Source organism: Sphaerochaeta sp. (assembly GCA_022482495.1).
In the GTDB taxonomy this organism is placed as follows: domain Bacteria; phylum Spirochaetota; class Spirochaetia; order Sphaerochaetales; family Sphaerochaetaceae; genus RUG023.
The window spans coordinates 103,258-127,446 of record JAKVPA010000001.1; the positions used below are offsets into that span (position 1 = coordinate 103,258).

Here is a 24,189-nt window from a genome sequence, read left to right on the forward strand (position 1 = left end):
AGGTAGGATGCTGGTATGCGCGACGTGTGGAACAATTTCATCGTGTTGGAAGGACTGGATGGTGCGGGAACCACCACCCAATTGCATGCTCTCTCCGCTCGTTTCCAGGAGAAACAGAAATCGGTATTCGTCACCTGTGAGCCGACGGAAGGACGAATCGGGACGATCATCCGGCAGGCGCTTCGCAAGGAAATCATTCTCTCCCAACTGCAGCTGGCCCTTTTGTACGCCGCCGACAGGGATGAGCATGTACGGGCTATGGGCGCCCAGCTGAAACTGGGGACTCCGGTCATTTCAGACCGTTATCTGTTCTCCTCGCTGGCCTACCAGGGAGTTGATCTTCCCTACCCGTTCGTCGCGTCGCTCAACGAAACATTCCCCATGCCCTCCGTTGTGTTCTTCATCGACACACCGGTGGAGGAATGCCTGAGAAGAATCGAAGCCAGGGGACAGGCAAAAGAGCTGTTTGAGATCCAGACGTTCCTGGAGAAAGTCAAACGGAACTACGAACAAGCCTTTTCCGATCTTCCCTCCGACTCCACGATGATCCGCATCGACGGAACGCTGTCCATCGAAGCGATCACCGGGGAGATCAGCCGGCAACTGGCGACCCGCAGCATCCTCACTTGATGAACATCGCGTCCCCATAGCTGAAGAAATGGTATTTCTCCTCTATGGCGTGCTGATAAGCGGCGAAGATGTGGTCTTTGCCCGCGAATGCGGACACCAACGCCAATAGGGTTGATTCCGGTGTATGGAAATTGGTCAGAAGCTGGTCCACCACATGGTAGGTGAAGCCTGGCTTGATGAACAGGTTGGTACGCGCCCAGCCGCTGCGGACCAGGCCCGTTTGCGGATCATAGGCGCTTTCCAGCGTCCGGACACTGGTTGTGCCGGTGGCGACGACCAAACGTCCTGACCGCTTTGCCGTGTTGATCGCATCAGCTACTTCCGGAGTTATCTCGTACCGTTCAAAATGCATGTGGTGGTCTTCCAGGTTTTCCGTACGTACCGGAAGGAACGTCCCAGGCCCGACGTGCAGTGTCACTTCCACGATGTCACATCCGCGTGCCTTTACGGCATTGAGGATCGCCTCGGTGAAGTGCAACCCCGCCGTCGGAGCGGCAACCGACCCTTCTTCCTTGGCGTACACCGTCTGATACCTGCTCTCATCGTTGAAGTCATCGTCCCGTTTGATGTACGGGGGAAGCGGTACGTGTCCGAGCTTCTCAAAAAACGACTCGTCCAGAGGTTGGGAAAACGAAACGGTACGGGTATCGTCCGGGTTTTCCTTGATGATCGTCCCTTCATATGAAATCGTCCCATCCGGGCTCTGGAACGTGTAGCGTTTTCCTAGATGCTGTCGCTTCGTTTTGGTGACCATCACCTGCCAGCTGTGATCCAGATTCTCCTCGAGGAACAGGAACTCCACCGTTCCTCCGGTTTCGCTTTCTGCGTAGACCCGTGCCTTGCGCACCTTGGAATTGTTGACGACCAACAGGGATCCCGGGGTGAGAAACGACGGGAAATCGGCCATCATGGCGTCTTGATATGCTCCTGTGGTACGATCCAGCACCAGAAGCCGGTCATCGCCGCGCCGGTCAGCCGGTGTCTGGGCGATCAACTCTGGCGGCAAATCAAAATAAAAGTCCTTGGTCAGCATGTGATTCCTCTTTGTTGGTTTCCTTCAGACCCAGTACGGCATACGCCTTCGACGTGACGACACGTCCCCGTGGGGTGCGTTGCAGGTATCCCTGCTGGATCAGATAGGGTTCGTAGAAGTCTTCCAGGTTGGTGCTGTCATTCTCGCCGATGGCGATGGCAAGCGTGTCCAACCCGACCGGACCTCCCCGATAGTTGTCAATGATGGTGTGCAGAATATTCCGGTCCTGCTCTTCCAGTCCGTTCCGGTCGATCCCCATTTTCTCCAGACCGATGCCGACGATCTTCTTGGTGATCGTCCCATCCCCCAGCACCACGGCGAAATCCCGAAGGCGCTTGAGAATCCGGTTTGCGATACGCGGCGTTCCCCGGCTGCAATGGGCAAGCTCCGCGACGGCGTCATCGTCGATCTTCACCGAAAGAATCTTCGCCGACCGGCTGATGATGGACGCAAGCTCGGCGTCATCATAGTAGGACAGATGGCAGTGGATGCCGAAACGTGAGATCAACGGGGAGGCGACGCCACCGGCTTTGGTTGTCGCTCCGATCAACGTGAACTTGGGGATGGGGATGCGCATGGTGCGTGCCGCCGGCCCCTGTCCGATGACCCAGTCGATCTCAAAATCCTCCATGGCGATGTACAACATCTCTTCGATTGCTGGTTTCAACCGATGGATTTCATCGATGAAGAACACGGAGTTCTCCGTCACATTGGTCAGGATGCCGGCAAGATCCTTCGGTTTGTCCAGTGCCGGCGCGCTGGTCATCCGGATCTCCGAACCCATCTCGTTGGCGATGATCGACGCAAGGGTTGTTTTCCCCAATCCCGGAGGACCGATCAGAAAGGTATGGTCGAGTGGCTCGTGCCGGCTTTTTGCCGCCTTGATGTATACGGAAAGATTTTCCTTGATCTGCGGTTGTCCTTGGAAATCCTTCAGCATCTTTGGCCGAAGGATATTCTCCTGCTTGTCATCCTCACGTTGAAACTCCGTGGAAACGACAGAATTCTGCTGCAGCACCTGCAGATCTTTGATGGAATCCTCAAATTCCGCCATGGCTTACCCCAGATTCCGGATGGCCCGCTGGAAGACGAACGTCTCCTGGTCGGCCAACGACAAGCCTTGAAGTGCCTGCCGGTTTTCCTCTACGATGCGGGTGACGGTATCCTCCACCCTCCTGCGGTCATATCCCATATCCATCAGGCCGTCCACCACTTCATTGAACGGGACGATTCGATTCTGGGAGGCGGCATGTTCCGATTCCTCTTCCAGCACCAGTTTGTTCCGAAGCTGGAGAATCATCTTCTGGGCGGTCTTGGGACCTACTCCCGGTACGTTGGAAAGAAACTTCACATCACTCTGGTCCAACGCCTTGGCAAGATTCTCCACCGTGATGCCGGAGAGGATTTTCAGCGCCTGTTTGGGACCGATGCCACCAACGCTCTGCAACTGGTTGAACGCTTCCCGTTCCCATTGGTCGGCAAACCCATACAACAACATGCTGTCTTCGTGGTGGGACAACACGGTGAGGATGCGGACATTCTCCCGATCTTTCCCGGCAAGAGAGCCCAACCGGGATGCGGTTTGTCCGCTGACGATCAAAGAATACTCCACATAGCCCGAGCGAATGACCACTTCCTGGTCATTGACGCTTACAATGTCTCCTGTGATTGCGTTGATCATTTCCTGTCCCTTTCCGCTTATAATCTGTATACTGGTCCAGTGTACCACAGCCTGCGCCCAACGCCTAGGGCTTTGGACGACCCATCTGGTCATCCGTGGCGACGAATGTGGCCAGACAGAGCGCGGCGGCCAAAGCGTCCGCGGCATGGTCCGGTTTGGGAATGGCGGGCAGTCCCAAGAGGATCCGCACCATCTGCTGCACCTGGTTCTTGTCGGCCGAACCCACACCGGTGATGGTCTGTTTGATCGTCATCGGACTGAACAGGCGGGCGGGAATCTGCTGCAGCGCCAGTTGATGGCACGCAGCGCCGATCACTTTCGCCACGGAAATGGCGCTGGAAATGTTCTTGGTGAAGAAAATATCCTCCATGCCACAGACATCAATCTTCTGGTCGATGACCAGCTGTCCGATGGCATTGGCGATGGTATGGATGCGCATCTGGTCGGCCATATCCGGCGTCGTCCTGATGACACCATACGAAACAGGCCGGCGATGCTGTCCATCCGTTTCGACAACACCCCAGCCTGTCTCTGCATATCCTGGATCAATTCCCAGAATTCTCATCGATCACTCTTCAGGATCCTCATAGTCATCAGGCAACTCAAGGTTGGTCGCCACGCTTTGCACATCATCCAGATCCTCAAGGCGTTCGACAATCTTCATCACCTTCTGCGCTTTTTCCTTGTCCAGGAGAATGGTTTGGTCAGCGATTTTCTCGATCTCACCGCTTTCCTGTTGGAAACCAGCTTTCTCCATCGCCGCCTGCACGGCAGGGAAATCCGCCGGAGACGTGGTCACCTCGATGACACCGTCATTGGTGACGACATCCTCGGCTCCCGCTTCCAACGCGGCTTCCATGATCTGGTCTTCGGTGTATTTGGACGCATCGTATTCCAGAATGCCTTTCGTCTTGAACAGATAGGAAACGGAACCGGTGGATCCCAACGAGCCACCGTTTTTGGTCAACGTGGAACGAACATCACTGGCGGTCCGGTTCTTGTTGTCCGTCAAGGCATCGATGATGATGGCAATTCCACCAGGAGCATATCCCTCGTAGGTAAGCTCAAAGAACTCCGTGTTCCCAAGCTCTCCGGATCCCTTCTTGATCGCCCGCTCGATGTTGTCTTTGGGCATGTTCTCCAGCCTCGCCTTCAGGATGGCGGTGCGGAGAGCCGCATTGGATTCAGGATCAGATCCGTTCTTCGCCGCGACGGAGATCTCTTTGATCAGCTTCGTGAACTTCTGGCCGCGCTTTGCATCAGCGATTCCTTTTTTGTGTTTGATGGTAGACCATTTGCTATGGCCGGACATGTTTGGACCTCTTTCTTAGGTAAAGATTCGTATTTCGTGAAAAAACTAGCAACTAAAGTAACGTAGCATAAGAAGGGAAAACCGGTCAAGGGGAAACAGGCCTACAACATCATCGCAAGGCGCAATATCACCTCATCCAGCACCATCATCCCTTGTTCTGACAATGAAAAAGCCTGATCGTTGTCATGAAACCACTCCAAAGGGAGAGCGCGGATCACGGAATGGAACATCCCGTCGAACGACTGATGGAACCGCGCTTCAAACCGCTGTTTGTCGATGCCCCAGATGGTGCGCAGGTTGGTCAGCAGGAACTCTTCCATCTCCTCCGCCCCAGTCAACTTCCTCTCTTTATATCCCGATCCCACCTTGCCATGGGCGAAGGCTGAAAGATTCTGCGTGTTGCTCACTTCAGTAAACCCTTGGGGGAGCTGGAGACGGGACGCCGCATGGCTGCCTAACCCCAGATACGGCTGCAGACGCCAATAGCGGAGATTGTGCTGGCAGAACGCCCCATCCCGGGCGAAGTTGGAAACCTCGTAATGTACAAACCCTTTCTCCTTCAGATGATTCCAGACGGCAAACAGCATGTCCGCCTGCAGGTGTCCGTCCGGCATCCGCATCTCCCCCGCCCTCACCCTTCGGGCAAGCGCGGTCTTTGGTTCCAGGGTAAGGCTGTAGACGGACAGATGATCAGGATCGGAGACGGCAAGCAGTTGGTCGATGTCATCCGTCGCATCGGCAATCGTCTCCGTCGGGATGCAGGTGATCAGATCAAAATTCACCTGGATGCCATAGGAAGCTTTCAAATTCATCAACCGCGCGATGCCACGCTCGTTCGTTTTCCTGTCACTGTTTCGCCCAAGCAAAGAAAGAAAGTCGGGACGCATGCTCTGGATCCCCATGCTGACCCTGCTGACAAGGCCTTCGGCGAACAGCGGTTCGTACCGCTCCTCCAACGACTCAGGATTCATCTCCACCGTCGTCTCCCTGCTGGGGCCCGCGGCTTTGAGAAGGGATGCGATCTCTTCCGAGGGAAGACAGAACGGATTCCCCCCTCCCAGGAAGATCGTATCAAACGGACCATACTTCTTGACGGATTCCTCAATCTCCCGTCGTAACCTTTCGATATAAGGCGTGTGGAGATCTTTCCATGTACCGTATTCCTCACTGTAGAAAGCGCAGTACGCGCACCAACGGGTGCAGAACGGAAGATGGAGGTACAGACTGGTCATTTGTTTCCGAGATACGAGATGCGGGAGAGCGGCCAGAAGCGGAACAGGACACGTCCGTTGACATTCTTCTGCCAGACCGGTCCGAAGTACCGTCCGTCCCTGCTGTTGTCACGGTTGTCGCCCAGCGGCAACACCTGGCCTTTCCCGACGTACAGCCCTTCCTGGTACACGGCGCTCGCCGAACGTGCTGCACTGTCACTGGGATCAAACAGCGTTTTTGTGCGGCTGCGGGCCGCTTCGAACTGATACATGTCTTCAGGATATCGGGTGTTCTGCAACGTGCCATAGGCGGAGGCGAGATAGCCGGGTGTCTGTTTCACCCCAAGTTCCTGGTAGGCGTACAACGCACCCCACGCCTTGATGCCTTCGTACTGTCCTTCATCAAGGGATCGGATCGGAGCCTCGGAAAGACCGTTTTCCTTTCGAAAGGAATTTTCCGTCTGGAACGTGGTGGATCCAGCTTTGCGGATCATCACGTTCCCTTCGTTGAAACGGATCACTTCTTCCGGGAAACCCACGGCGCGCTTGACCAGAAGGCGCTCCGCCACCGATCCATCCTCGTTGCGGTCGATGTTCACCAACGTGAACGTACCGCTGTAGATGAACTGGGAGAGCACATTGAAGAACACGCCCTTGTTTGGGTATTCCGGATTATAAAAGGTAATGATGTTGTCCCGATGGACCATCCGGTTTTTGGTGCCGATCTTCCTGCCGGCGGAATACAATTCCAACCCATAGCTGTTCTTCCCGACGAACACCCTGTCCCCGATCTCCAATGTGTGGACCATTGAGGGGGAAGGGATGACAAACAGCTGGAACAGATACTGGTTGATCAGAATCACCACCACGATGGCGAACAGCAACGCGTCCAACCAGGAAAGCAACTCACCGACAAACGTACGGGGCTTTTGATTGGCTTTCTGGTATGCCTTGCGCGCTTTGCGCAACGTGAGGTACGTTTCCGTCTTGGTCTGGATGACGAGCAGGAACTTGTTCATACATCGGAACGTAGCACAACCAGCCGCAGTTGACAAGCGTATGGGCAACAAGTACTTTAGAGTCACTATGAAGCACCCAGCTGAACTCCCTGAAGTCGACCCTGTCCATCTCAAACCATTTTTGGGAATGCAGCCGGGCCTGTATCTGTTGATCCTCTACCTTCTTCTCATCGCCGCGGTGCTCTTTGTGATCGGGTTCCTGCCGGGGGTTGTCCGCGGTGGGCGGTATGTCACGTTCCAAGGTACGCTCTCTGACAGCGGCGTGTACGTGGATGACATCTATCTCGGATCCACCGATTACCAGTATTTCATTGGCTCGGGAACGCATCAGATTACCGTGAGGAAAGCGGATATCGTAGTGACGCGCATCAACCTTTCCATCGACCATCCGGTGTTCTTCACCTGGCTGTTCCATCGCACCAGAAGGGTGGACCTTCCCATCACTGAAACGCTCAGCCAAGCGGAAAAACAAGCCATCATCCGTTTCGACCTTGAAGAAATCGCCCGGTACAGCGCCATCACGACGTTTGACAGCGTGACGGTCTACCCTCCCCTGTTCGCCAACCTCCAGACGGATGTGGAAGAATTGGGAATCGATCCCTCGGTCTATGGTCTGGCTGGCGCCTACATCACCAGCAATGAGATGTATCAGGACGCAAAGTCCGTCACCACGGATGACACGCTGTTCATCAAGGAACTCTCCGTGGCCGGCACGTTGTTTGGAGAAGAGGCGAGCAATGGAATGGCAGGAGAACCGGCGGTCCTCACCGAGACGGACCGCAAACGGGTTTCGCTGGATGCGGGGGACTTCACCATTGACGGCATCGCCTACCAATCCGCCACGTTCGTCATGGGCGGGGAAACAAAGGCTTCCTATCCCGATGTCAACCAGGCGGGTGTGACGCTGGATGTTCCTTCGTTCGCCATCGCGACGCTTCCCGTCTCCCAATGGCTATGGGCGCGATTCATACAGGACAACCCAACGTGGGCCAAGACCAATGTCAAGGAACTGTCGGAGCAAGGTTACGTGGATGAAAACTACCTGGCTTCCTTGACGTTAACCACTGCATTCTCCCCGACGGGAAGACCGGTGTACAACATCAGTTACTCCGCGGCGCAGGCGTTCTGCCAGTGGCTTTCCCTTCTGACCGGGAAAGAAGTGTTCCTTCCCAGTGAGGCACAGTGGAGCCTTGCGGCGCAAGGAGTTACCGATTACCGGCAGACATTGACGCTGGATGATGATGGCTCGACTACCCCCTCTTCCCTGCTTGGGGGCGTGTGGGAATTGACGGATACCCGCTACATTCCCCTTTCCCGTCTCTGTGGGTACACGGAAATCCACCAGCTTGCCGACCGCTGGAATATGGATGGGGATGTGATCGTCAAAGGCGGAAGTTATCTGAACAGTGGCATCACGGCATCCCAGGTCGGTGTCGTACGGCGTGAAGCGTGCGGAGACCAACTGGGAGTGCGCATCGCATGGACGGTGGACAATGGGAAAAATTGACAAAAACGAGTTCAAGTTCTTGCAGAAGAACAAGAAAGCATATTTCAACTATGAGATCGTGGAAGATCTGGAATGTGGCATTTCTTTGGAAGGAACCGAAGTGAAATCCATCCGGGAAGGACGGTTTTCGTTTGGTGACAGCTATATCACGGCGGATGAACACGGCCTGAAGTTGATCGGTTTCACCATCCAACCGTACACGCATGGGAACATCAACAACCATGAACCTACCAGAACCCGGAGGCTGCTTGCCCATAAGATGGAGATCAAGCACCTCAGACGCAAAGTGGATGAGCGTGGTTTCACGCTCGTTCCGCTGGAAGTCTACCTGAAAGGGAATTTGGTGAAAATGAAGATCGCCCTCTGCCGCGGCAAGAATGTCCGCGACAAGAAGGAAACGATCAAAGCCCGCGACATGGAGCGAGACACCCGTCGCGAGCTGAAACAACTGCAGTACTGATCAATCGCCGTACATCTTGTGGACCAGGAACCGTTTGACCTTCTTGGTGGAGGTCAGCGGAAGCGGTTCATAGGTAACCAACACCCGGGTGATCTTCTTGTACGACTGGAGATCCCGGTTCACTTCCTCGACGATATCCTCCATGTGCTTCTGGATCACCTTCTCCCACGAATCAGGATTGGCTTCCTTGGTTGCCTTGGTATACGCTGCGGATGGGTAGATGATGGCACGGATGCCTTCGCTCTTCGTCTCCTTGTCGATCAGATAACTGGTCACGCAGATGGTATCAATATCATCGTACAGCTGGAAATGATCCTCGATCTCCTCGGGGAAGACGTTCTTGCCGCCTTCGGTGACGATGATGTTCTTCGCCCGTCCGGTAAGGAACAGATAGGATTCGTCATCCTGGTGTCCGACGTCCCCGGTGTTCAGCCAGCCATCGTCAGAGAGCACTTCCTTGGTGGCTTCCTCGTTATGGTAGTACCCCTGCATGATGTTCGGTCCCTTGATGTAGATCAGGCCGTTTCCATCTGAATCAGGATCCACGATCTTCACCTCTTCCTGCAGGAACTTGGTTCCCACGGATGTTTCCTTGTAATGCCAGGGTGGATTGAGATGGGTGATGGGGCTTGCCTCGGTAAGTCCATATCCCTGAACAAAATCAATACCGAGCTGGTTGAAATGGCGCAAGGTGGAAGCAGGAAGCGGCCCTGCTCCGCAGATGCAGATCCGGTTGGTGTCCAACGAAAGTTTTGCAAGAAGTCCTTTGAACATTTTCTTTCCGATATTGACGCCAAACATCTTCTTCACCAAGCCGGAGAAACCCATCAAGAACCGCACCACACCGTAGACGACGATGCCTTTCTTCCGGATGCCAGAGAGCAACGCGCCAATCATTTTGTTGAACAGCATCGGCACACCAAGGAACATCGTCACCTTCCCCTCATGCAGTTCCTTCAGCATGATGCTGACGATGAGCCGTTTGCCGAACACGCAAGAAGCCCCCACCGACCAGGTCTCAAAGAAGACAGCAACCATGGTGTATGCGTGATGAATGGGAAGAATCGCGTAGAATACATCCGATTCATACAACGGCATGTAATACGTACAGATGAAGGTATCGGAGATCAGGTTGCGATGGCTCAGCATGACGCCCTTGGGAGTACCCGTCGTACCGCTGGTGAACAGGATGGCTGCGGTATCCGTCTCCACTGCCTTTTCACGAGGCAGATTCTCCTTCTCGATGCAATCAAATACATAGGGATGGTCAGGATCCCCTTTTTCCAAGGAGAACTTTCCTTTCAACCCTACCTTGCCATCCTTGTCGATGTCGTTGATCCGTTCCTTGTCGATGAACAGATAGGAAACTCCAGCGAACGCCATGAGCTTCTCCATCTCATCATCATGCAACGCATAATCCAGCGGCACGATGATCGCGCCACTATAGGCGATGCCAAGATAGGCGATGGCCCATTGCGGACTGTTTTTTCCGGAAACGGCGACTTTGTCACCTTTCTTAACTCCAAGCTTCACCAGGTAGTTGCCTATTGCGGTCACCAGTTCGTGCACTTGGGTGTAATCGTATTCCTCTTTTTCGGGAATGATGGACGTGAAGCATTTGTTGTGTGGAAACCTTTTGGTACTCAGGTCAAAAAGCTCTGGAATGGTCGGCCACTCCCCTTGGAAATCCGTTCCTCGGTATTGGTCCAACACTTTCCAAGGGTAGACATCCTTATATTTGTTTTTGGCCATATACTAGTTCTCCTCTTTCTCGCAAAACCTGTAAATAACTTCGTGGATTCAAGAAAATGATATGAATTTACTAGTCATAAAACGAACAGTATACCAGTTTGCCTAATTATGCAAGAAGTGGGTGTTTTCTTGTGGTTCGTCATTCCTATTGGCCAGCATAACTCGTCGGTATACATGATTGTTCCTTGCATCCATGAAAACCTGAACACCCCAATCTCCCACCATACAGAAACGGTCAGAGGCTCAAAGCATCCCTTGAAGGTGTCATTGGGGAAAGGGATAAAGTGAAGCATCCTCAACGAAAGAATGAGGAAGAATCAGTCTGGCACGTTTTCTCCTCTCCTGCCGATAGGAAGATAAGGTGCAAAAACCATCATGACGCAACGAACCTCTGATCGTTGCGTTCAGAATTGCCGTGTTGATGATTCCGGTCCATTTCATGAATCGGGTGATTTCAAAGCAAATGGCAGGCGTGGTACTCTTCAAGGAAGAAGGGTTGCTCAATACTCTTCGATCAAAATGATTCCCTCACAGGTCTGCATTTGTTCCAGAACCTGGGCATGGGTAAGATTCTTCTTGTATGAGATGGTAAGCAACACGGATTGGGTGGCTGCGGATTGGCTTGCGGTATCGAAGTCATCGATGCTGAACTGTTTTTCCTTACACATCTTCAAGAACGGAGTAAGGTCATTCATTGAGCGAAACAGAATGAATACATGGACTGTTTTCGCTTTCATGATGAACCGGTGTTCAAAGTGTTCCATTACCGTCATGCAGAAGAAGATTGCGGCACAGGTTATCAAAGCTCCATAAATGAATCCCGCCCCGATGGCCAGGCCAAGACATGCAGACGCCCAAAGTCCGGCAGCAGTCGTCAGTCCTTTGATCTGGCGATAGCCGGTGAACAGGATTGTCCCCGCACCGAGGAAACCGATGCCACTGACGACCTGCGCTCCGAGCCGGGTGATATCCGTCTGCCCTATTTCCGCCGCGATGTACTGGCTTGTCATGATGGTGAGCGCCGCCCCCAGAGAAACAAGCATGTACGTCCTCACTCCGGCGGGTCTCCGTTTCCGAGTGCGTTGCAAACCAAGAATTCCACTGCACACTAAGGCAAACAATACTTTGACAATGACCGTACCCGTGGTTAAGTGCGCCATATTCATTCCAAAAAACACATTCGGTACAGAAACTACCATCATAGGGCTTTCCCTCCTTCGTCACTGAAAGTGGCAGTAATCATACCAAATCTGAGAAAAATTACCAGACTCAGTAGGTCCAATTTCACAAGAAAAAAATCAGCAACAAATTGTGTATATTCTTAATACTATAGTGTTTGTGATATTATTACATGTATATACATTGATAATAATTAAATTTAGTAAATAATAGCATTCTTAGTTTGTAATAAGAAATATGAAGACAATACTTCAAGAAATTTTACTGCATATGTAAATATATACATTTTAACTATTCCTTGATAGTGTTATTTCTTTGTATAAAAAGTGTCTAAATTAATGCCATATTATAATTTTATATATATTATTAATAGTTATATATTAATATAAATTAATACATATCTATTTTTTCAATACTTGATATATTCTTCATATGCTATGTAAATACTATAATTATGCTTATCACAAATTTGTTTAAGTACTTACATTTACAATGTACGTATATTAAATCTCTTGATTCTTTATAATCGAGGTTATATTATGTTTATATAGAAAGAATTATTACGGTTATAACAATCAGATTTTTTTGGTCGAGAAATCCTCATATTTGCACATATGTTTGCACATATGAAGAAGAAAGTAAGGGAATGATGGGATGATCAAGAAACGGCCGTTCACACTGACACGGGTACACCATGGGGAAACATCATCGTGGTATGTACTCTTCCGCGACCCACAAACAGGGAAACGGATGAACAAGAAAAGCATTGAGGTGCTCCGGAAAGAAATGGGAGACCAAACGGTTGAGCCGCTTCTCCGTAAAGAAGACGCCGAAGCGCTTTGTGCGCGTTATCTGGAACGTTCGCTTCATACCGCACCGACACAACGAACGGTAGCGAGCTATATGATGGAATTCTATGATTGGGATACCAGTCCGTATATTGCGCGACGCCGTACGCTGGATCCCGAATCCATCTCAAGGGATTACATGGCGACACGAAAGAATCTGCTTCTCAACCACGCCATTCCTCTCTTCCCACCCACACTGACATTGGATCACCTAACGGTCGGCGTGTTGGAAGATCTGCAATATCATCTGGTGGCGTCTGGAAAACTTGCAAAGAATACGGTGAACATGATCATGCAGGCAGTGTTGTTCGCCCTGCGGGAAGCACAACGGCGAGGGGAGATTCCCCAACAAGTTTTGTTGTCCATCCAACCCCTGAAGGCGAAAGAACGAATCCGTGGGGTAATGACGGAAACGGAAACCCATGCGTATCTTCAGGCGGCGAAGAACATGCAGAACAAACGCATCTGGCTATCCGCCACCGTATCCCTCCTCACGGGAATGCGCAGCGGTGAATTGCGTGCGCTGACTGCTCGGCAGATCGGCGACGGTTTCATCACCATCGACCGGGCGTATGCCGATCTCCAGGGGGAGAAACGCCCCAAGGGCAAAAAAACGCGTATCGTACCCTGCCCCCAGTTCCTCTGTGACCAGTTACGGGACTTTGCCCACACCAATCCGTATCGTTTCAAAGAAACATTGGTGTTTTGGAGTGCGAAGGGAGGTTCCTACGTATCTTCCCATTATTTCTGTGAAATCTTTCATCGAGCTTTGAGGGAAGCGCATATCCTGACCAAAGAAGAAATTTCTCAACGGAACATCACGTTCCACTCATTCCGCCATATGGCCAATACGCTGCTTCGGGGATCGGTGGATGAATACGTGCTCAGGATGACCATCGGGCACTCCAGCGAGCAGCTCTCTGATCTCTACACCCACCTCTCGCAGAAAGCGCTGGAGAACGTAGCGCTTGCGCAGAAGAACAACATCCTCCTCTTGGTGGAAACCTCAGATGCCGAGACTCCAAGCCAGGCAACGATTGAATCTTCCCCCATGTGCTCATCCACTTCAAAACAGGAAAGCACGTTCGCCTTGGGACAAAAGTTCTTCAAATCCTGGGCGATGTTCCCTCCATGGGTTCCATCGTGGGTGCAGAACGGAATGATGGTCTTCCCTGCGCAGGAAAACGTATCCAGAAACGTGGCGATCGGAGGTGCGAAGGTTCCATACCAATTGGGGGTCCCGATGAACAGCGTGTCATAGGTATTCCATGCAATGTCCATCGGTTTCAACGCCGGCATGGCGTTGTTCCTCAGGTCTTTTGCGGCTCCTTCCATCACGGTATCCTCGTGGGTCAGGTAGGGGGTGGCCGTCTCCAGCCGGACCACTGGCACCTGCGCCGCTTTTCCAATGAGGTTGGCAATATGTTCCGTCATCCCGGTGCGGGAATAGTACACTACGATCGCATGCATCTCTTTTCCTCAGAACCATAGTATAACGGTTCCTGCCTCTTTTTGCATTACGGTTGTTTGCACGATTCCCCATTCTCGCTACACTGTACCATCATGAAGCAGGTTGATTTTTCCCGAGGTTCCATTACCCAGAATGTCGCGCAGGTAGCTGTCCCAATGCTTGTCGCGGATCTTCTCAGCCTGCTGTACAACATCGTCGACCGGATCTACATCGGACGCATTCCCGGAGAAGGAACCATCGCGCTTGCCGGAGTCGGCCTCTGTTTCCCCATCATCACCTTGATCCTCGCGTTCACCAGCCTGTACGGTGTGGGTGGTGCACCCATCTGCGCATTCCATCGTGGCCAAGGAGACAAGGTTTCTGCAGAGCGGGTGATGAATACCTCGTTCGTCCTGCTTTGCACGACAGGAATCGTACTGATGGTGATCGCCTACCTGACCATGCGCCCCATGCTTTTTGCGTTCGGCGCCTCGGATGTCACCATCCAATATGCCATTCCGTACCTCCAGATTTACCTGTATGGCACCATTCCATCAATGATCGCATCGGGCATGAATCCGTTCATCAACGCCCAAGGATTCCCCGGCGTTGGGATGCTGACCATTTTCATCGGCGCGCTCGCCAACATCGTGCTCGACCCCCTGTTCATCTTCACCTTCGGCATGGGGGTCCGAGGAGCCGCCATCGCCACGGTGATCTCCCAATGTCTTTCCATGGTGATCGTCCTGGTGTTCCTTACCCGAGGAAAGGCGGAACTGCGTATCCTCCCTTCGGTATTCCGTCATATCCGGCAAAAGGATGTGGGAAACATTGTCGGCCTGGGATTTTCCAGTTTCATCATGAAGTTCACCAACAGTCTTGTGGCAATCGTCTGCAACATGATGCTTTCCTGGTATGGCGGCGACACCTACATATCCATCTACACCATCATCTCTTCGGTACGCCAGATCCTGGAGGTACCGGTAGGATCATTCACCGATGGTTCTTCCCCGGTGATCAGCTTCAACGATGGAGCGAAGCGGTATGACCGGGTCAAGGGAGCCATACGCATCGCAACACTCTGGGCGGTGGGCTACACCGCGGTGATCTGGCTTCTGATCTTCATCCGTCCCGGGATGTTCATCCGTATCTTCAGTTCTGACGACGCGCTGGTACAGGAAGCATCGGCTGCCATGCACCTGTATTTCTTCGCCTTCTTGTTCCAGTCACTGCAGTCCAGCGGACAGAATGTGTTCAAATCCTTGAACATGAAAAAGCAGGCCATCTTCTTTTCCTTGTTCCGGAAGGTGATCATGGTGGTGCCCCTGACGTTGATCCTCCCCCGCTTCCTTGGTTCCAACGGGGTATTCCTCGCCGAGCCGATCTCCAATCTGATCGGAGGTTCCGCCTGTTTCCTCACCATGTACCTGACCGTGTATCGGAAATTGGGGACTCAGATCTGAGCTTTCTTTTCCCGTTTTCCCAAAGCGAACATGCCGATCCCTTCCCCGATGAACGCTACAAGGGACACTGCGCCGACCACGGACAGCGCGACGTTGAACGAATACCGCTGGTACAACCAGCCACCTGCAATCACGCCGGTGATGCTTCCCAGCGCCAACACCGTCTCATGCACTCCTGCCCGTTTGGAACGATGCAGCGCGCCTGAAATACCATGGAACATCGACATCGTGTAGGCACAGGCGAACAACACGCCAATGGACAGGAAATACCAGGACAACGCGAATTTTCCCTGGAACAACGGAGCGATGAACGAAGTGACGGAAAGGGCCAGGGGAATCAAAATGATCATGGGTCGGTTGAACCTCCAGCGGTTGGTCCGCCCCAGCAACAGAAAGACGGCGCAGGTGGAGAACCCTCTGACCAACAGCAACGCACCGGTCACCTTCTCATTTACGGCCAGCACATCCTGGGCATACAGCGGGAAGGTGTTCCCCACCATGCAGACGGCAGCGTTGGCCAATGCCGCGTTGATCCAGCAGAAGAATCGTAACGGAGTGCTTTGGTCGGTTTTTCCTTCCTGTCGGTTCTGCACCGTCTCGCTCTGCGTCGCGCGGATGGAGGGGTTGACCGTCGCCATCACCAAAAGGAACAACGTGATGACCAGGTATACGATGATGGTGAACCACATCGCCGTGAAGGTGGAATGGGAAACCAACACGCCCCCGACATAGGAAGACAACCCGGCTCCGATGCTCCAGGAAAAGTTGAAGCTTCCTGTGGCCACACTCAACGCCCTGCCTTCCTTGCCACGGGAAAGCCACATCTCTACGGCAGGCCAAAGCAGGCTGTTGCACAATCCATAGATGAAAATGTACAGGTATGCGAGCCCAAGGCTGCGTGTCTGCAGGAAAAGGAACAGCAATACGCTCATTCCGACCAGCGAAATGCTGACACAATAACGGGGTTTCAGGGAACGGATGATCGGGGTGAAACACATGCATCCCAAAAAGTAGGAAAAGGTGCTGAGTGATACGGAGAACCCAATGGAAGAGGGAGAAAGACCGAACACTCTCCGATAATGATACACCAGGGCGAATCCCATGACTGAACCGGCTATGTTCAGCCAGAAACTCGCCACATCGAGCACGGCAAGCTGTACTCGATCACTGCGATCCAAGGTGTTGGCCATACCTGGTATGGTATAGCGGAAAATCACCTTGGACGCAACTACAAAACCACCTTACAAACGATGTCAGAAAAACCTCAGAATGCTGCGATGGCCTTTTCGTCCAACCGCTTGAGGATCTCCACCGCCAGTTTCACGCCATTGTGGAAATCTTCCATGGAAGAATACCCATAGTGGGTATGGGCATAGCGGACGGGAATGCCGATGACGATCACCGGGACGCCTCCGTTGGACAGATGGATCGCCGATCCATTGGTCGCTCCACCGCTGCGCACCGCAGCCTGGGTGGGAATGCCAAGTTCCTTGGCAAGGTCCAGCGCGTATTTTTCAAAGCGTGGGTTGGTGATCATCTTCGCGTCAATGTACCGAAGCATCGGACCTTTGCCCAGCGCTGTCTGCACCTGATATTCGGGCAACACCGTGTCATCGGCGGGACATCCTTCAAAACAGATGGCAATGGAAGGCTTGACCCGTTGGCAGGTCACCGCCGCGCCACGGCACCCTACTTCTTCCTGGGTGGCGAACGCTCCGGTGATATTGACCTTCAGGTCAGCACCTTCCAGCTCCCGCATCGTCTCGATGATGGAGGCGCAACCCATCCGGTTGTCAAACGCCTTGCCCATCAACACCTGGTGGATCGGGTCATAGCTTGTTGTGGCTTCCGGCACGATCGGGGCACCGGGATCAATCTTGAAATCATCCGTCACTTCACTGAGACTTTTCGCCCCGACATCGATGAACAACTGGGAGGGATCCAGCGGTGCCTTACGCTCCGCTTCCGTCATGAAGTGTGGCGGTTTGGAACCGACGAGACCTTGGATGTACACGCCTTCCCTGTTTTTGATCCGCACCAGATGGGCGGGAATGTTGGTCGCGACCCATCCGCCGATGGTGATGAACTCAAGCATGCCATCAGGCCGGATGCATTTGACCATGAAGCCGACTTCGTCGGTATGGGCGTCAAGCTGCACCATCGGGAGTCCTTTCTTGTTTCCCCGACGCTCGACGTAGACGTTCAGCATGGAATCGACGGAAACCTTGCCAAGACTGGCGGATTCCTGTTTCACCAACGCCACCACTTCATCCTCGAATCCGGAGATGCCGTTGGCGTCACACAACCGTTTGATCAATCCAATTTGTTCTTCTCTCTCCATATATCCTTCTTCTCACACATAATCACGATATTTTCCGCTGATGATCGCCGTCACCAGAATCATGCGCATGATGTCGGTGAACGAGTCGCTCTGGTAGCGTATGGTCCGTCCGGTGGGGCGTTCCACTGCGGGGATCATCGAGACGGCATCCGCCATCACCGTGGTCACCAGATCCATCTCAAGCGTCACCGGCGTGTTTGCCTTGACCAGCGGGAATTTCTTCTCCTGTTGACGGGCGATCATCTCCCGCACCGCCTTTCGGAACTTCGGCTCCAGATTCTCCGGGCTGTACATCTTGGCGGCAAACCGGCCGAGTCCTTCCTTGGTACGCACGTACACAGGTTTCAGAGCGGTATCCTGCAACTCCCGTTCCAGCACATCATCCCCACTGACAAACCCCAGTGGCACGCCAAACTGCGCTGCGTAGAAACAATTCAGTTCCACTTCCCCAACCGGCGTTCCGTTGATCCTCACGGCATACAGGCCGGAACTGCTGTACGAATGATCCATCACGCCAAACTTGCTGCCGATCATCGGATGATAACCGACCAGCATCAGCAGATCGTAGGACGAATCCAACGTGGCGAGCATGTAATCCTGCCGGGGATAGCCTTCCACCATGGTGATCCGCTTGTCGGTGAACACGCCGTAGGGAAGATTCTCCCCTCTGCTATGGGAATCACACAGCGTCACTTCCTCCAGATCCGGACAACATTGAAACAGCTCGTCCAGAATCCATCCCAACTCACGGATATACGCCTTGCCGGCGAAGGAAGGATCGGTTTCCATCTGTTTCCAACTGGTGACTCCGGACAGCCCTTCCGTATCAAGACTGATGAACACACGTTTCATCGCATACTCCTTAGGAAATATGGTTCTTGATGAACTGGTACCCATTCCCTTCTTCCTCAAGCACCTTTTCCAAATCCTGCATTTTCACCCCTTTCTGCTGTACCAGAAGCAGGTTCTTCAACACCTGTGCCACAGCGACGAATCCAACAAACGAATTGAGCGACAACACCGATTTCCGCCCGAAGAACACCACGTCATCACTCATCGGATACATCGGACAGGAGGGGGAGTCCGTAAACAGACACACTTTCGCCTTCTGTTGTTTCGCATAGTTGACGATCTGCCATCCCTCCGGAGAATACGAAGGAAGCGTCAGCAGCATCACATAATCCCTTTCTGTCAGTTGGTTCAACCTGACCATGTAATCAGAGACGGATCCTCCCAGGAACATCACGGGGCGTTTGGTCAGAGGGATCAATTGGCGGGAGAACAGATGCGCGACGTCGGCGCTTGCGCCAAATCCCGCGACAAACAACTTTTCCGCTTCTTTGATGTGTTTTACCACCTGACCCAACGTCTCCGCCTTGATCCGTTCCTGACAATCCTTGATGTTGGCGATTTCGTTTCCAAACAGTTCACTCACCTGCAGGGTGACAGGCAGCTCATCCAGTTTGGACAACGCAACCTGTTTTTCGTCGGCGCTCCGGCTTCTGATCTCCCGTGAGACGCATTCACGCATCTCCTTGTATCCGGAGAACCCCAGCATTTGGGAGAACCGGACCACCGTTGCGTTGCTCACCCCAAGGATCCGCCCCATCTCGTTGACGGAGACAAACCCCAGGTTGAACATGTTCTCCAACAAAAACAGAGCTATCTTCCGGTAGGTTGGGGACATCCCTTCCATTTTGCTTTTGATCGCTTCACTCACCGTCTCTGGCACAAGAACACTCCTTGAATTTTTCAAGAAACCGCACGACATAGTCAGCAACCGCCTGAAGCATCTCCCCTCCCCAGGAAGCAGCCGCCTCGGTGGGTGAATCCGGCCCCCACCATCCGTTATCCGTGGTGCGTGACACTCTGCGGGGTATTGTCACGTCCACACCCTCCAACCGCTGGGTATGCAATCCACTTGCGGAAAATCCCGGACCTATGGAAGTGATCGGATTGGGAGCGTCCAATTGGGATGCATCCACCCAGTCCGGGTTGATGGCCATCACCGCCGCCGTCTCCTCCGCTCCTCCATGTCCCCCTCCCCATTCCTTCTTGATCTGTCCCGCCATTTTCCACCAGTTCAGTTCGGCGAGCAACGCGCCTTTGTCATGCAACGCGTACCCGACCGTCTCGATGGCAGGACTGTTCCCCCCATGTCCGTTAAGGATAACGAATTTACGGGCACCATATCCATACAAACAGGAAGTGATCTTTTCAAGAAGTTGGGTAAGCAGATCAACCCCGAGGCTTACCGTCCCGGGGAAACCGACGAAATAATCACACGCACCGTACGGAAGTGTCGGTGCGACCAACACATCACTCTTTTGCTCCACCAGGGAAACCAAGTGGTCAGGCACCAGAAAATCCGTCCCAAGAGGGTTTTGTCTCCCATGGCACTCCACGCTTCCCAACGCGAACATCACCATATCATGGGTCTGGAAGTACGTTTGTACTGCCGGCCACGTCATCGTCGCCATTCTCATATGCCACTCCTTCCGGGAAAATGACAGGCAACCAGATGCCAACCCCGATCAACGAGAGGCGGAGCCTCCCGGGTGCAGATTTCCTGACAGAAAGGACAGCGTTGGCTGAACGCGCATCCTTTGGGGATATCCAACGGACTTGGCGGCTCTCCCTTGATGGTGTACACACGGTCCCGATTGAGCGGATCCATCACCGGCGCCGCCTTGATCAAAATGGAGGTATACGGATGCAGCGGATGGGCGAACACCTCCGATGTTCTTCCCAGCTCTACAATGCTTCCCAAGTACATCACCGCCACCCGGGTGGTGATGTAGTGGACCAGGTGCAGGTCGTGGGAGATGAACAGGATGGTGAGATCCAATTCTTTCTGCAGATGGGAGAGCAGGTTGATGATCTGGGCGCGGATGGAGACATCCAGCGCGGAGACCGGCTCATCCGCCAGCACCAGATCGGGCCGGGTGGCCAAGGCGCGGGCGATGCCTACCCGTTGCCGCTGTCCTCCGGAGAACTCTCCGGGATAGCGGTCGGCAGAGTCCATGCTCATGCCACAGAGTTCCAGGAGCCGAGCCACTTCCTCATGCACGTTCTCCTTGGGTACGATGTGATGGACGGACAACACTTCGGCAATCGTCTCGTACACCGTCATCCGGGGGTTGAGCGACGAATAGGGATCCTGGAAGATCATCTGCATGCTCTGTCGCTGCGTCCTGAGCTGTCTGCCCTTCAGATGGGTGATGTCCTTCCCTTTCAGCCAGACCGAACCGCTGGTCGGTTCGTACAAACGTATGATGCTCTTTGCCAGTGTGCTCTTCCCACATCCTGACTCACCGACCAACCCAAGGCTCTCCCCTTTGCGCACGGAAAGATTCACATCGTTGACCGCCTTGACATACCGCTTGGGTTTTCCGCTCAGGGAATCCATGATGGTCCGCTTTACGGGAAACCACATGCACAAGTCTTTGACTTCCATCAATGGTTTGTCAGGTTGCATCAGATGCCTCCTCAGGTACGGTGATGATTCCGGCAAATGAGGCCGTACGATCCAGGTGATGGCAACGCACCAGGTGTCCTTGGGATATTTCTTTCAGTTCCGGACGGCTCTGGGAGCAGGCACCGTCGGCGTACCGGCAACGTGGCGCGAACGGACAGCCGGCAGGAAGGTCCGCCAGGTTTGGGGGATTGCCTTGGATCACCTCAAGATCCGAGCCTACCTTGCGCTGATCGGGAACGGAACCCATCAGCGCATAGGTGTACGGATGACGGGGATGGGCGAACAACGTGACCACATCGGTCATCTCCACGATGATGCCAGCGTACATCACGGCAACTTTGTCACACATCTCGGCTACCACACCCAAGTCATGGGTGACGAGAATGATGCTCATGCCCAGTTCCTGCTTGAGATTTCCCAGCAGTTTGATCACCTGGTCCTGGATCGTCACATCCAGAGCGGTGGTCGGTTCATCAGCGATGAGCAGTTTCGGGCGGGAACAGAGGGCGATGGCGATCATGGCCCGCTGGCGCATACCGCCGGAGAACTGATGGACGTATCCGTTGATCCGCTCTTCCGGTGACGGAATACCGACCAGACGAAGCATCTTCAAGGATGCCTGGTACTTCTCTGCTTCCGTCATTGAGGTATGGCAGAATGCTTCCCGCATCTGTTTTCTGATGGATATGACCGGATTCAGGCTGGTCATCGGTTCCTGGAAGATGATGCTGATCTCCTTCCCCCGGATATTCCTCAGCTCCGTTTCAGGCATCGTGACGATGTCGTTGCCTTGGTAGAGAATCTGTCCTCCAACGATCTTCCCCGGTTTTTTGATCAACCGAAGGATGGCCCGGCAGGTTTGGCTCTTCCCGCATCCCGACTCCCCCACGATCCCCAAGGTCTCATGCCGGCCGATGAAAAAACTCACTCCGTCCACCGCCTTGACGGTTTCCCGTTTGGTGACAAACTGTACGCGAAGATCTTTTACTTCCAACAACGGTTCTTCCATGCTCATACCCTCTTCGTCCTGATCAGATCGGCGAAACTGTCACCAACCAGACTGAACCCGATGCCGGTGATGGCCATCACCAGGCCGGGGAAGAATGTGATCCACCAGCCATAACTGATGTAGGCTCTTCCTTCGTTCATGATGGCGCCCCATTCCGGAGTGGGAAGCTGGACGCCAAGCCCCAGGAAGCTCATGCTCGCGCCGGTCAGCATGCAGAGCACCACGTCACTGGTGGCGAAGACGATGGATGAGCTGATCACATTCGGCATGATGTGCCGGAGCAAGATCCGTTTGTCAGAGAACCCCGCGACTTTCGCAGCCTGGATGTATTCTGAGTTCTTCACCGTCAACGTGTCACCTCGTACCAGTTTGGCATAATCGACCCAACCGACAAACCACAGCGCGATGAATACGTTCTGGATGCCCGGGCCGAGGATTGTCATGATGGCGATGACCAAAATGGTGAAGGGGAACGCCATGAAAATATCAATGATGCGCATCAGGATGCTGTCCAGGACTCCACCATAATACCCGGCAACCAGTCCGATGATCGTGCCGGTAATCAGGGGGATCAACATGCCAAAAATCCCGATCTTCAGGTCAATTGCCGTGCCGTACACTACCCGTGAGAAGACGTCACGACCGTAGTTGTCCGTCCCGAACGGATGTTCCGCAGAGGGAGAAAGCATCCTCGCCTTGGTGTTCACCGCAAGGGGGTCGAACCGGGTGAACAACTGGGGGAAAAAGGCCACGAAAAACGCGAACGCGATGATCAGGATTCCGACGATCATCGAAGGGGCGACCAGCGCGGGAGGCAACGGACGATGTTTCATGTAGATTCGTTCTCGCATCTTTTCCCCCCTAAAACCGGACCCGAGGATCCAAAATGGAATACAGGATGTCGGTCAGCAGGTTGATGACCAGCACCAGGAACGCGAACAGGAAAACCAGCGCCTGCACGACAACGTAGTCCCTGCCGAAAATGGAGTCGACCATCAGCTTGCCGATGCCCGGCAACGCGTAGATCGTCTCCAGAATCACGCTGCCGCCCAACATATAGGCGACCCGCATGGAAAGGAGTGTCACCGTGGAGATCAACGTGTTCCGAAGGATGTGATGGTCACGAACCTCTTTCTCGCTGATGCCTTTGCTCCGGGCGAAATCCACGTAGTCCATCACGGAAATCTCCACGACGGAGTTGCGGATGTTCCGGATCAAGATGGCGCTGGTCGCGATGGCCTGGGTCAACGATGGGAGGATCAAACCACGGATATGGTCCCAGACCGTTGTCCCCCATCCCCCGGCGGGAAGCCAGCGGAGCTTCACGGAAAACAACAGCATCAACAGAAGCGCCACCCAGAACGAAGGCATGGCGATGGCGACCAAGGCGGAACCCCGCACCACATGGTCGCCCGGTTTGTCCTTGTGGATGCCGGCCAGATATCCCAGGGGGAAGCTGATCAACAGCGACAGGATGGTGCTCATCAGCGTCAGGGACAACGTCACCGGGATCCGTTCCTTCAGCATCTGGGCCACCGGACGCTGATAGGTCAGCGACGTTCCCAAGTCAAAGGTAAGAAGTCCTTTCAAATATTGGAAATACTGGGCGGTCAACGAGCGATTCAACCCCAGCTTCTCACGAAGCGCCGCAACAGCGGATTCCGTCGCTTTCTCCCCGAGCATCAACCGGGCAGGATCGCCTGGGATCAGATGGATCATGACGAAGATCAAAATGGTGGTGAGAAACAACACCGGTATGATCTGCAGGATTCGTTTGATGATGTAATTCAATTGATTCATATCCACCAGCTTTCCA

Annotated in this window: 23 protein-coding genes; 5 read left to right on the forward strand and 18 right to left on the reverse strand. The window is 53.5% G+C overall.

Translation table 11 applies throughout. The features are described 5' to 3' along the window. Nucleotides 1–15: 15 nt before the first annotated feature. The gene (gene tmk / locus LKE28_00490) at nt 16–630 is read left to right on the forward strand and encodes a dTMP kinase (GenBank protein ID MCH3906757.1); all 615 of its coding nucleotides are present in this window, start codon (nt 16–18) and stop codon (nt 628–630) included. On the opposite strand, the gene queA is transcribed toward tmk, so the two are convergent. The 7 genes from queA to lepB form a co-directional block, all read right to left on the reverse strand. Next, nucleotides 623–1,663, reverse strand: a complete 1,041-nt coding sequence (queA, locus tag LKE28_00495) for a tRNA preQ1(34) S-adenosylmethionine ribosyltransferase-isomerase QueA (protein ID MCH3906758.1) — start codon at nt 1,661–1,663, stop codon at nt 623–625. The two genes, tmk and queA, sit on opposite strands and share 8 nt — an antisense overlap. Further along, on the reverse strand, nt 1,638–2,717 hold the full coding sequence (gene ruvB, locus LKE28_00500) for a Holliday junction branch migration DNA helicase RuvB (GenBank protein MCH3906759.1): 1,080 nt from the start codon (nt 2,715–2,717) through the stop codon (nt 1,638–1,640). Before ruvB ends, queA begins: the two co-directional genes overlap by 26 nt. A 3-nt stretch (nt 2,718–2,720) precedes the next feature. Beyond that, on the reverse strand, nt 2,721–3,344 hold the full coding sequence (ruvA, locus tag LKE28_00505; GenBank protein ID MCH3906760.1) for a Holliday junction branch migration protein RuvA: 624 nt from the start codon (nt 3,342–3,344) through the stop codon (nt 2,721–2,723). Nucleotides 3,345–3,408: 64 nt separating this feature from the next. After that, complete coding sequence (gene ruvC / locus LKE28_00510; GenBank protein ID MCH3906761.1) at nt 3,409–3,909, reverse strand: crossover junction endodeoxyribonuclease RuvC; 501 nt, start codon at nt 3,907–3,909, stop codon at nt 3,409–3,411. A 3-nt stretch (nt 3,910–3,912) separates the two neighbouring features. Next, a complete protein-coding gene (locus LKE28_00515) occupies nt 3,913–4,656 on the reverse strand; it encodes a YebC/PmpR family DNA-binding transcriptional regulator (protein ID MCH3906762.1) in 744 nt (247 codons plus the stop codon). 101 nt (nt 4,657–4,757) lie between these two features. After that, nucleotides 4,758–5,888 (reverse strand): radical SAM family heme chaperone HemW, encoded by a 1,131-nt coding sequence (gene hemW / locus LKE28_00520; protein MCH3906763.1) that lies wholly within the window; start codon nt 5,886–5,888, stop codon nt 4,758–4,760. Next, nucleotides 5,885–6,886 (reverse strand): signal peptidase I, encoded by a 1,002-nt coding sequence (lepB, locus tag LKE28_00525; protein ID MCH3906764.1) that lies wholly within the window; start codon nt 6,884–6,886, stop codon nt 5,885–5,887. Before lepB ends, hemW begins: the two co-directional genes overlap by 4 nt. A 127-nt stretch (nt 6,887–7,013) precedes the next feature. Between lepB and LKE28_00530 the strand changes: the two genes are divergently transcribed. Next, entirely contained in the window at nt 7,014–8,393 is a 1,380-nt protein-coding gene (locus tag LKE28_00530; GenBank protein ID MCH3906765.1) for a formylglycine-generating enzyme family protein, read from the forward strand. Beyond that, on the forward strand, nt 8,380–8,853 hold the full coding sequence (gene smpB, locus LKE28_00535) for an SsrA-binding protein SmpB (protein ID MCH3906766.1): 474 nt from the start codon (nt 8,380–8,382) through the stop codon (nt 8,851–8,853). Before LKE28_00530 ends, smpB begins: the two co-directional genes overlap by 14 nt. Here smpB and LKE28_00540 read toward each other — a convergent pair whose 3' ends face one another. Further along, nucleotides 8,854–10,605, reverse strand: coding sequence for an acyl--CoA ligase (locus LKE28_00540; GenBank protein ID MCH3906767.1), 1,752 nt, complete (start codon nt 10,603–10,605; stop codon nt 8,854–8,856). It lies immediately after the preceding gene. 500 nt (nt 10,606–11,105) lie between these two features. After that, nucleotides 11,106–11,765, reverse strand: a complete 660-nt coding sequence (locus tag LKE28_00545; protein MCH3906768.1) for an MgtC/SapB family protein — start codon at nt 11,763–11,765, stop codon at nt 11,106–11,108. Between the two features lie 769 nt (nt 11,766–12,534). Here LKE28_00545 and LKE28_00550 point away from each other — a divergent pair. Next, entirely contained in the window at nt 12,535–13,893 is a 1,359-nt protein-coding gene (locus LKE28_00550) for a site-specific integrase (GenBank protein ID MCH3906769.1), read from the forward strand. A 302-nt stretch (nt 13,894–14,195) separates the two neighbouring features. Continuing rightward, on the forward strand, nt 14,196–15,545 hold the full coding sequence (locus LKE28_00555; protein ID MCH3906770.1) for an MATE family efflux transporter: 1,350 nt from the start codon (nt 14,196–14,198) through the stop codon (nt 15,543–15,545). Here LKE28_00555 and LKE28_00560 read toward each other — a convergent pair. The 9 genes from LKE28_00560 to LKE28_00600 all read right to left on the reverse strand — a co-directional run bounded on the left by LKE28_00560 (nt 15,536) and on the right by LKE28_00600 (nt 24,173). Further along, nucleotides 15,536–16,735 carry an MFS transporter gene (locus tag LKE28_00560; GenBank protein MCH3906771.1) on the reverse strand — a complete coding sequence of 400 codons (1,200 nt, stop codon included), beginning with the start codon at nt 16,733–16,735 and terminating at the stop codon, nt 15,536–15,538. The genes LKE28_00555 and LKE28_00560 overlap by 10 nt on opposite strands. Before the next feature lie 74 nt (nt 16,736–16,809). Then, nucleotides 16,810–17,886, reverse strand: coding sequence for a M20/M25/M40 family metallo-hydrolase (locus LKE28_00565; protein MCH3906772.1), 1,077 nt, complete (start codon nt 17,884–17,886; stop codon nt 16,810–16,812). Between the two features lie 12 nt (nt 17,887–17,898). Further along, complete coding sequence (locus tag LKE28_00570) at nt 17,899–18,738, reverse strand: M55 family metallopeptidase (GenBank protein MCH3906773.1); 840 nt, start codon at nt 18,736–18,738, stop codon at nt 17,899–17,901. Between the two features lie 10 nt (nt 18,739–18,748). Further along, entirely contained in the window at nt 18,749–19,618 is an 870-nt protein-coding gene (locus tag LKE28_00575; GenBank protein ID MCH3906774.1) for a MurR/RpiR family transcriptional regulator, read from the reverse strand. Then, nucleotides 19,599–20,372: a creatininase family protein gene (locus tag LKE28_00580; GenBank protein ID MCH3906775.1), complete on the reverse strand. Its 774-nt coding sequence runs from the start codon at nt 20,370–20,372 to the stop codon at nt 19,599–19,601. The genes LKE28_00575 and LKE28_00580 overlap by 20 nt, the downstream gene beginning before the upstream one ends. Continuing rightward, nucleotides 20,369–21,364: an ABC transporter ATP-binding protein gene (locus LKE28_00585; protein ID MCH3906776.1), complete on the reverse strand. Its 996-nt coding sequence runs from the start codon at nt 21,362–21,364 to the stop codon at nt 20,369–20,371. The genes LKE28_00580 and LKE28_00585 overlap by 4 nt, the downstream gene beginning before the upstream one ends. Next, complete coding sequence (locus LKE28_00590) at nt 21,354–22,373, reverse strand: ABC transporter ATP-binding protein (protein ID MCH3906777.1); 1,020 nt, start codon at nt 22,371–22,373, stop codon at nt 21,354–21,356. Before LKE28_00590 ends, LKE28_00585 begins: the two co-directional genes overlap by 11 nt. Before the next feature lie 2 nt (nt 22,374–22,375). Next, a complete protein-coding gene (locus LKE28_00595; protein ID MCH3906778.1) occupies nt 22,376–23,224 on the reverse strand; it encodes an ABC transporter permease in 849 nt (282 codons plus the stop codon). Nucleotides 23,225–23,234: 10 nt separating this feature from the next. After that, nucleotides 23,235–24,173 (reverse strand): ABC transporter permease, encoded by a 939-nt coding sequence (locus tag LKE28_00600; protein ID MCH3906779.1) that lies wholly within the window; start codon nt 24,171–24,173, stop codon nt 23,235–23,237. Nucleotides 24,174–24,189 lie beyond the last annotated feature (16 nt).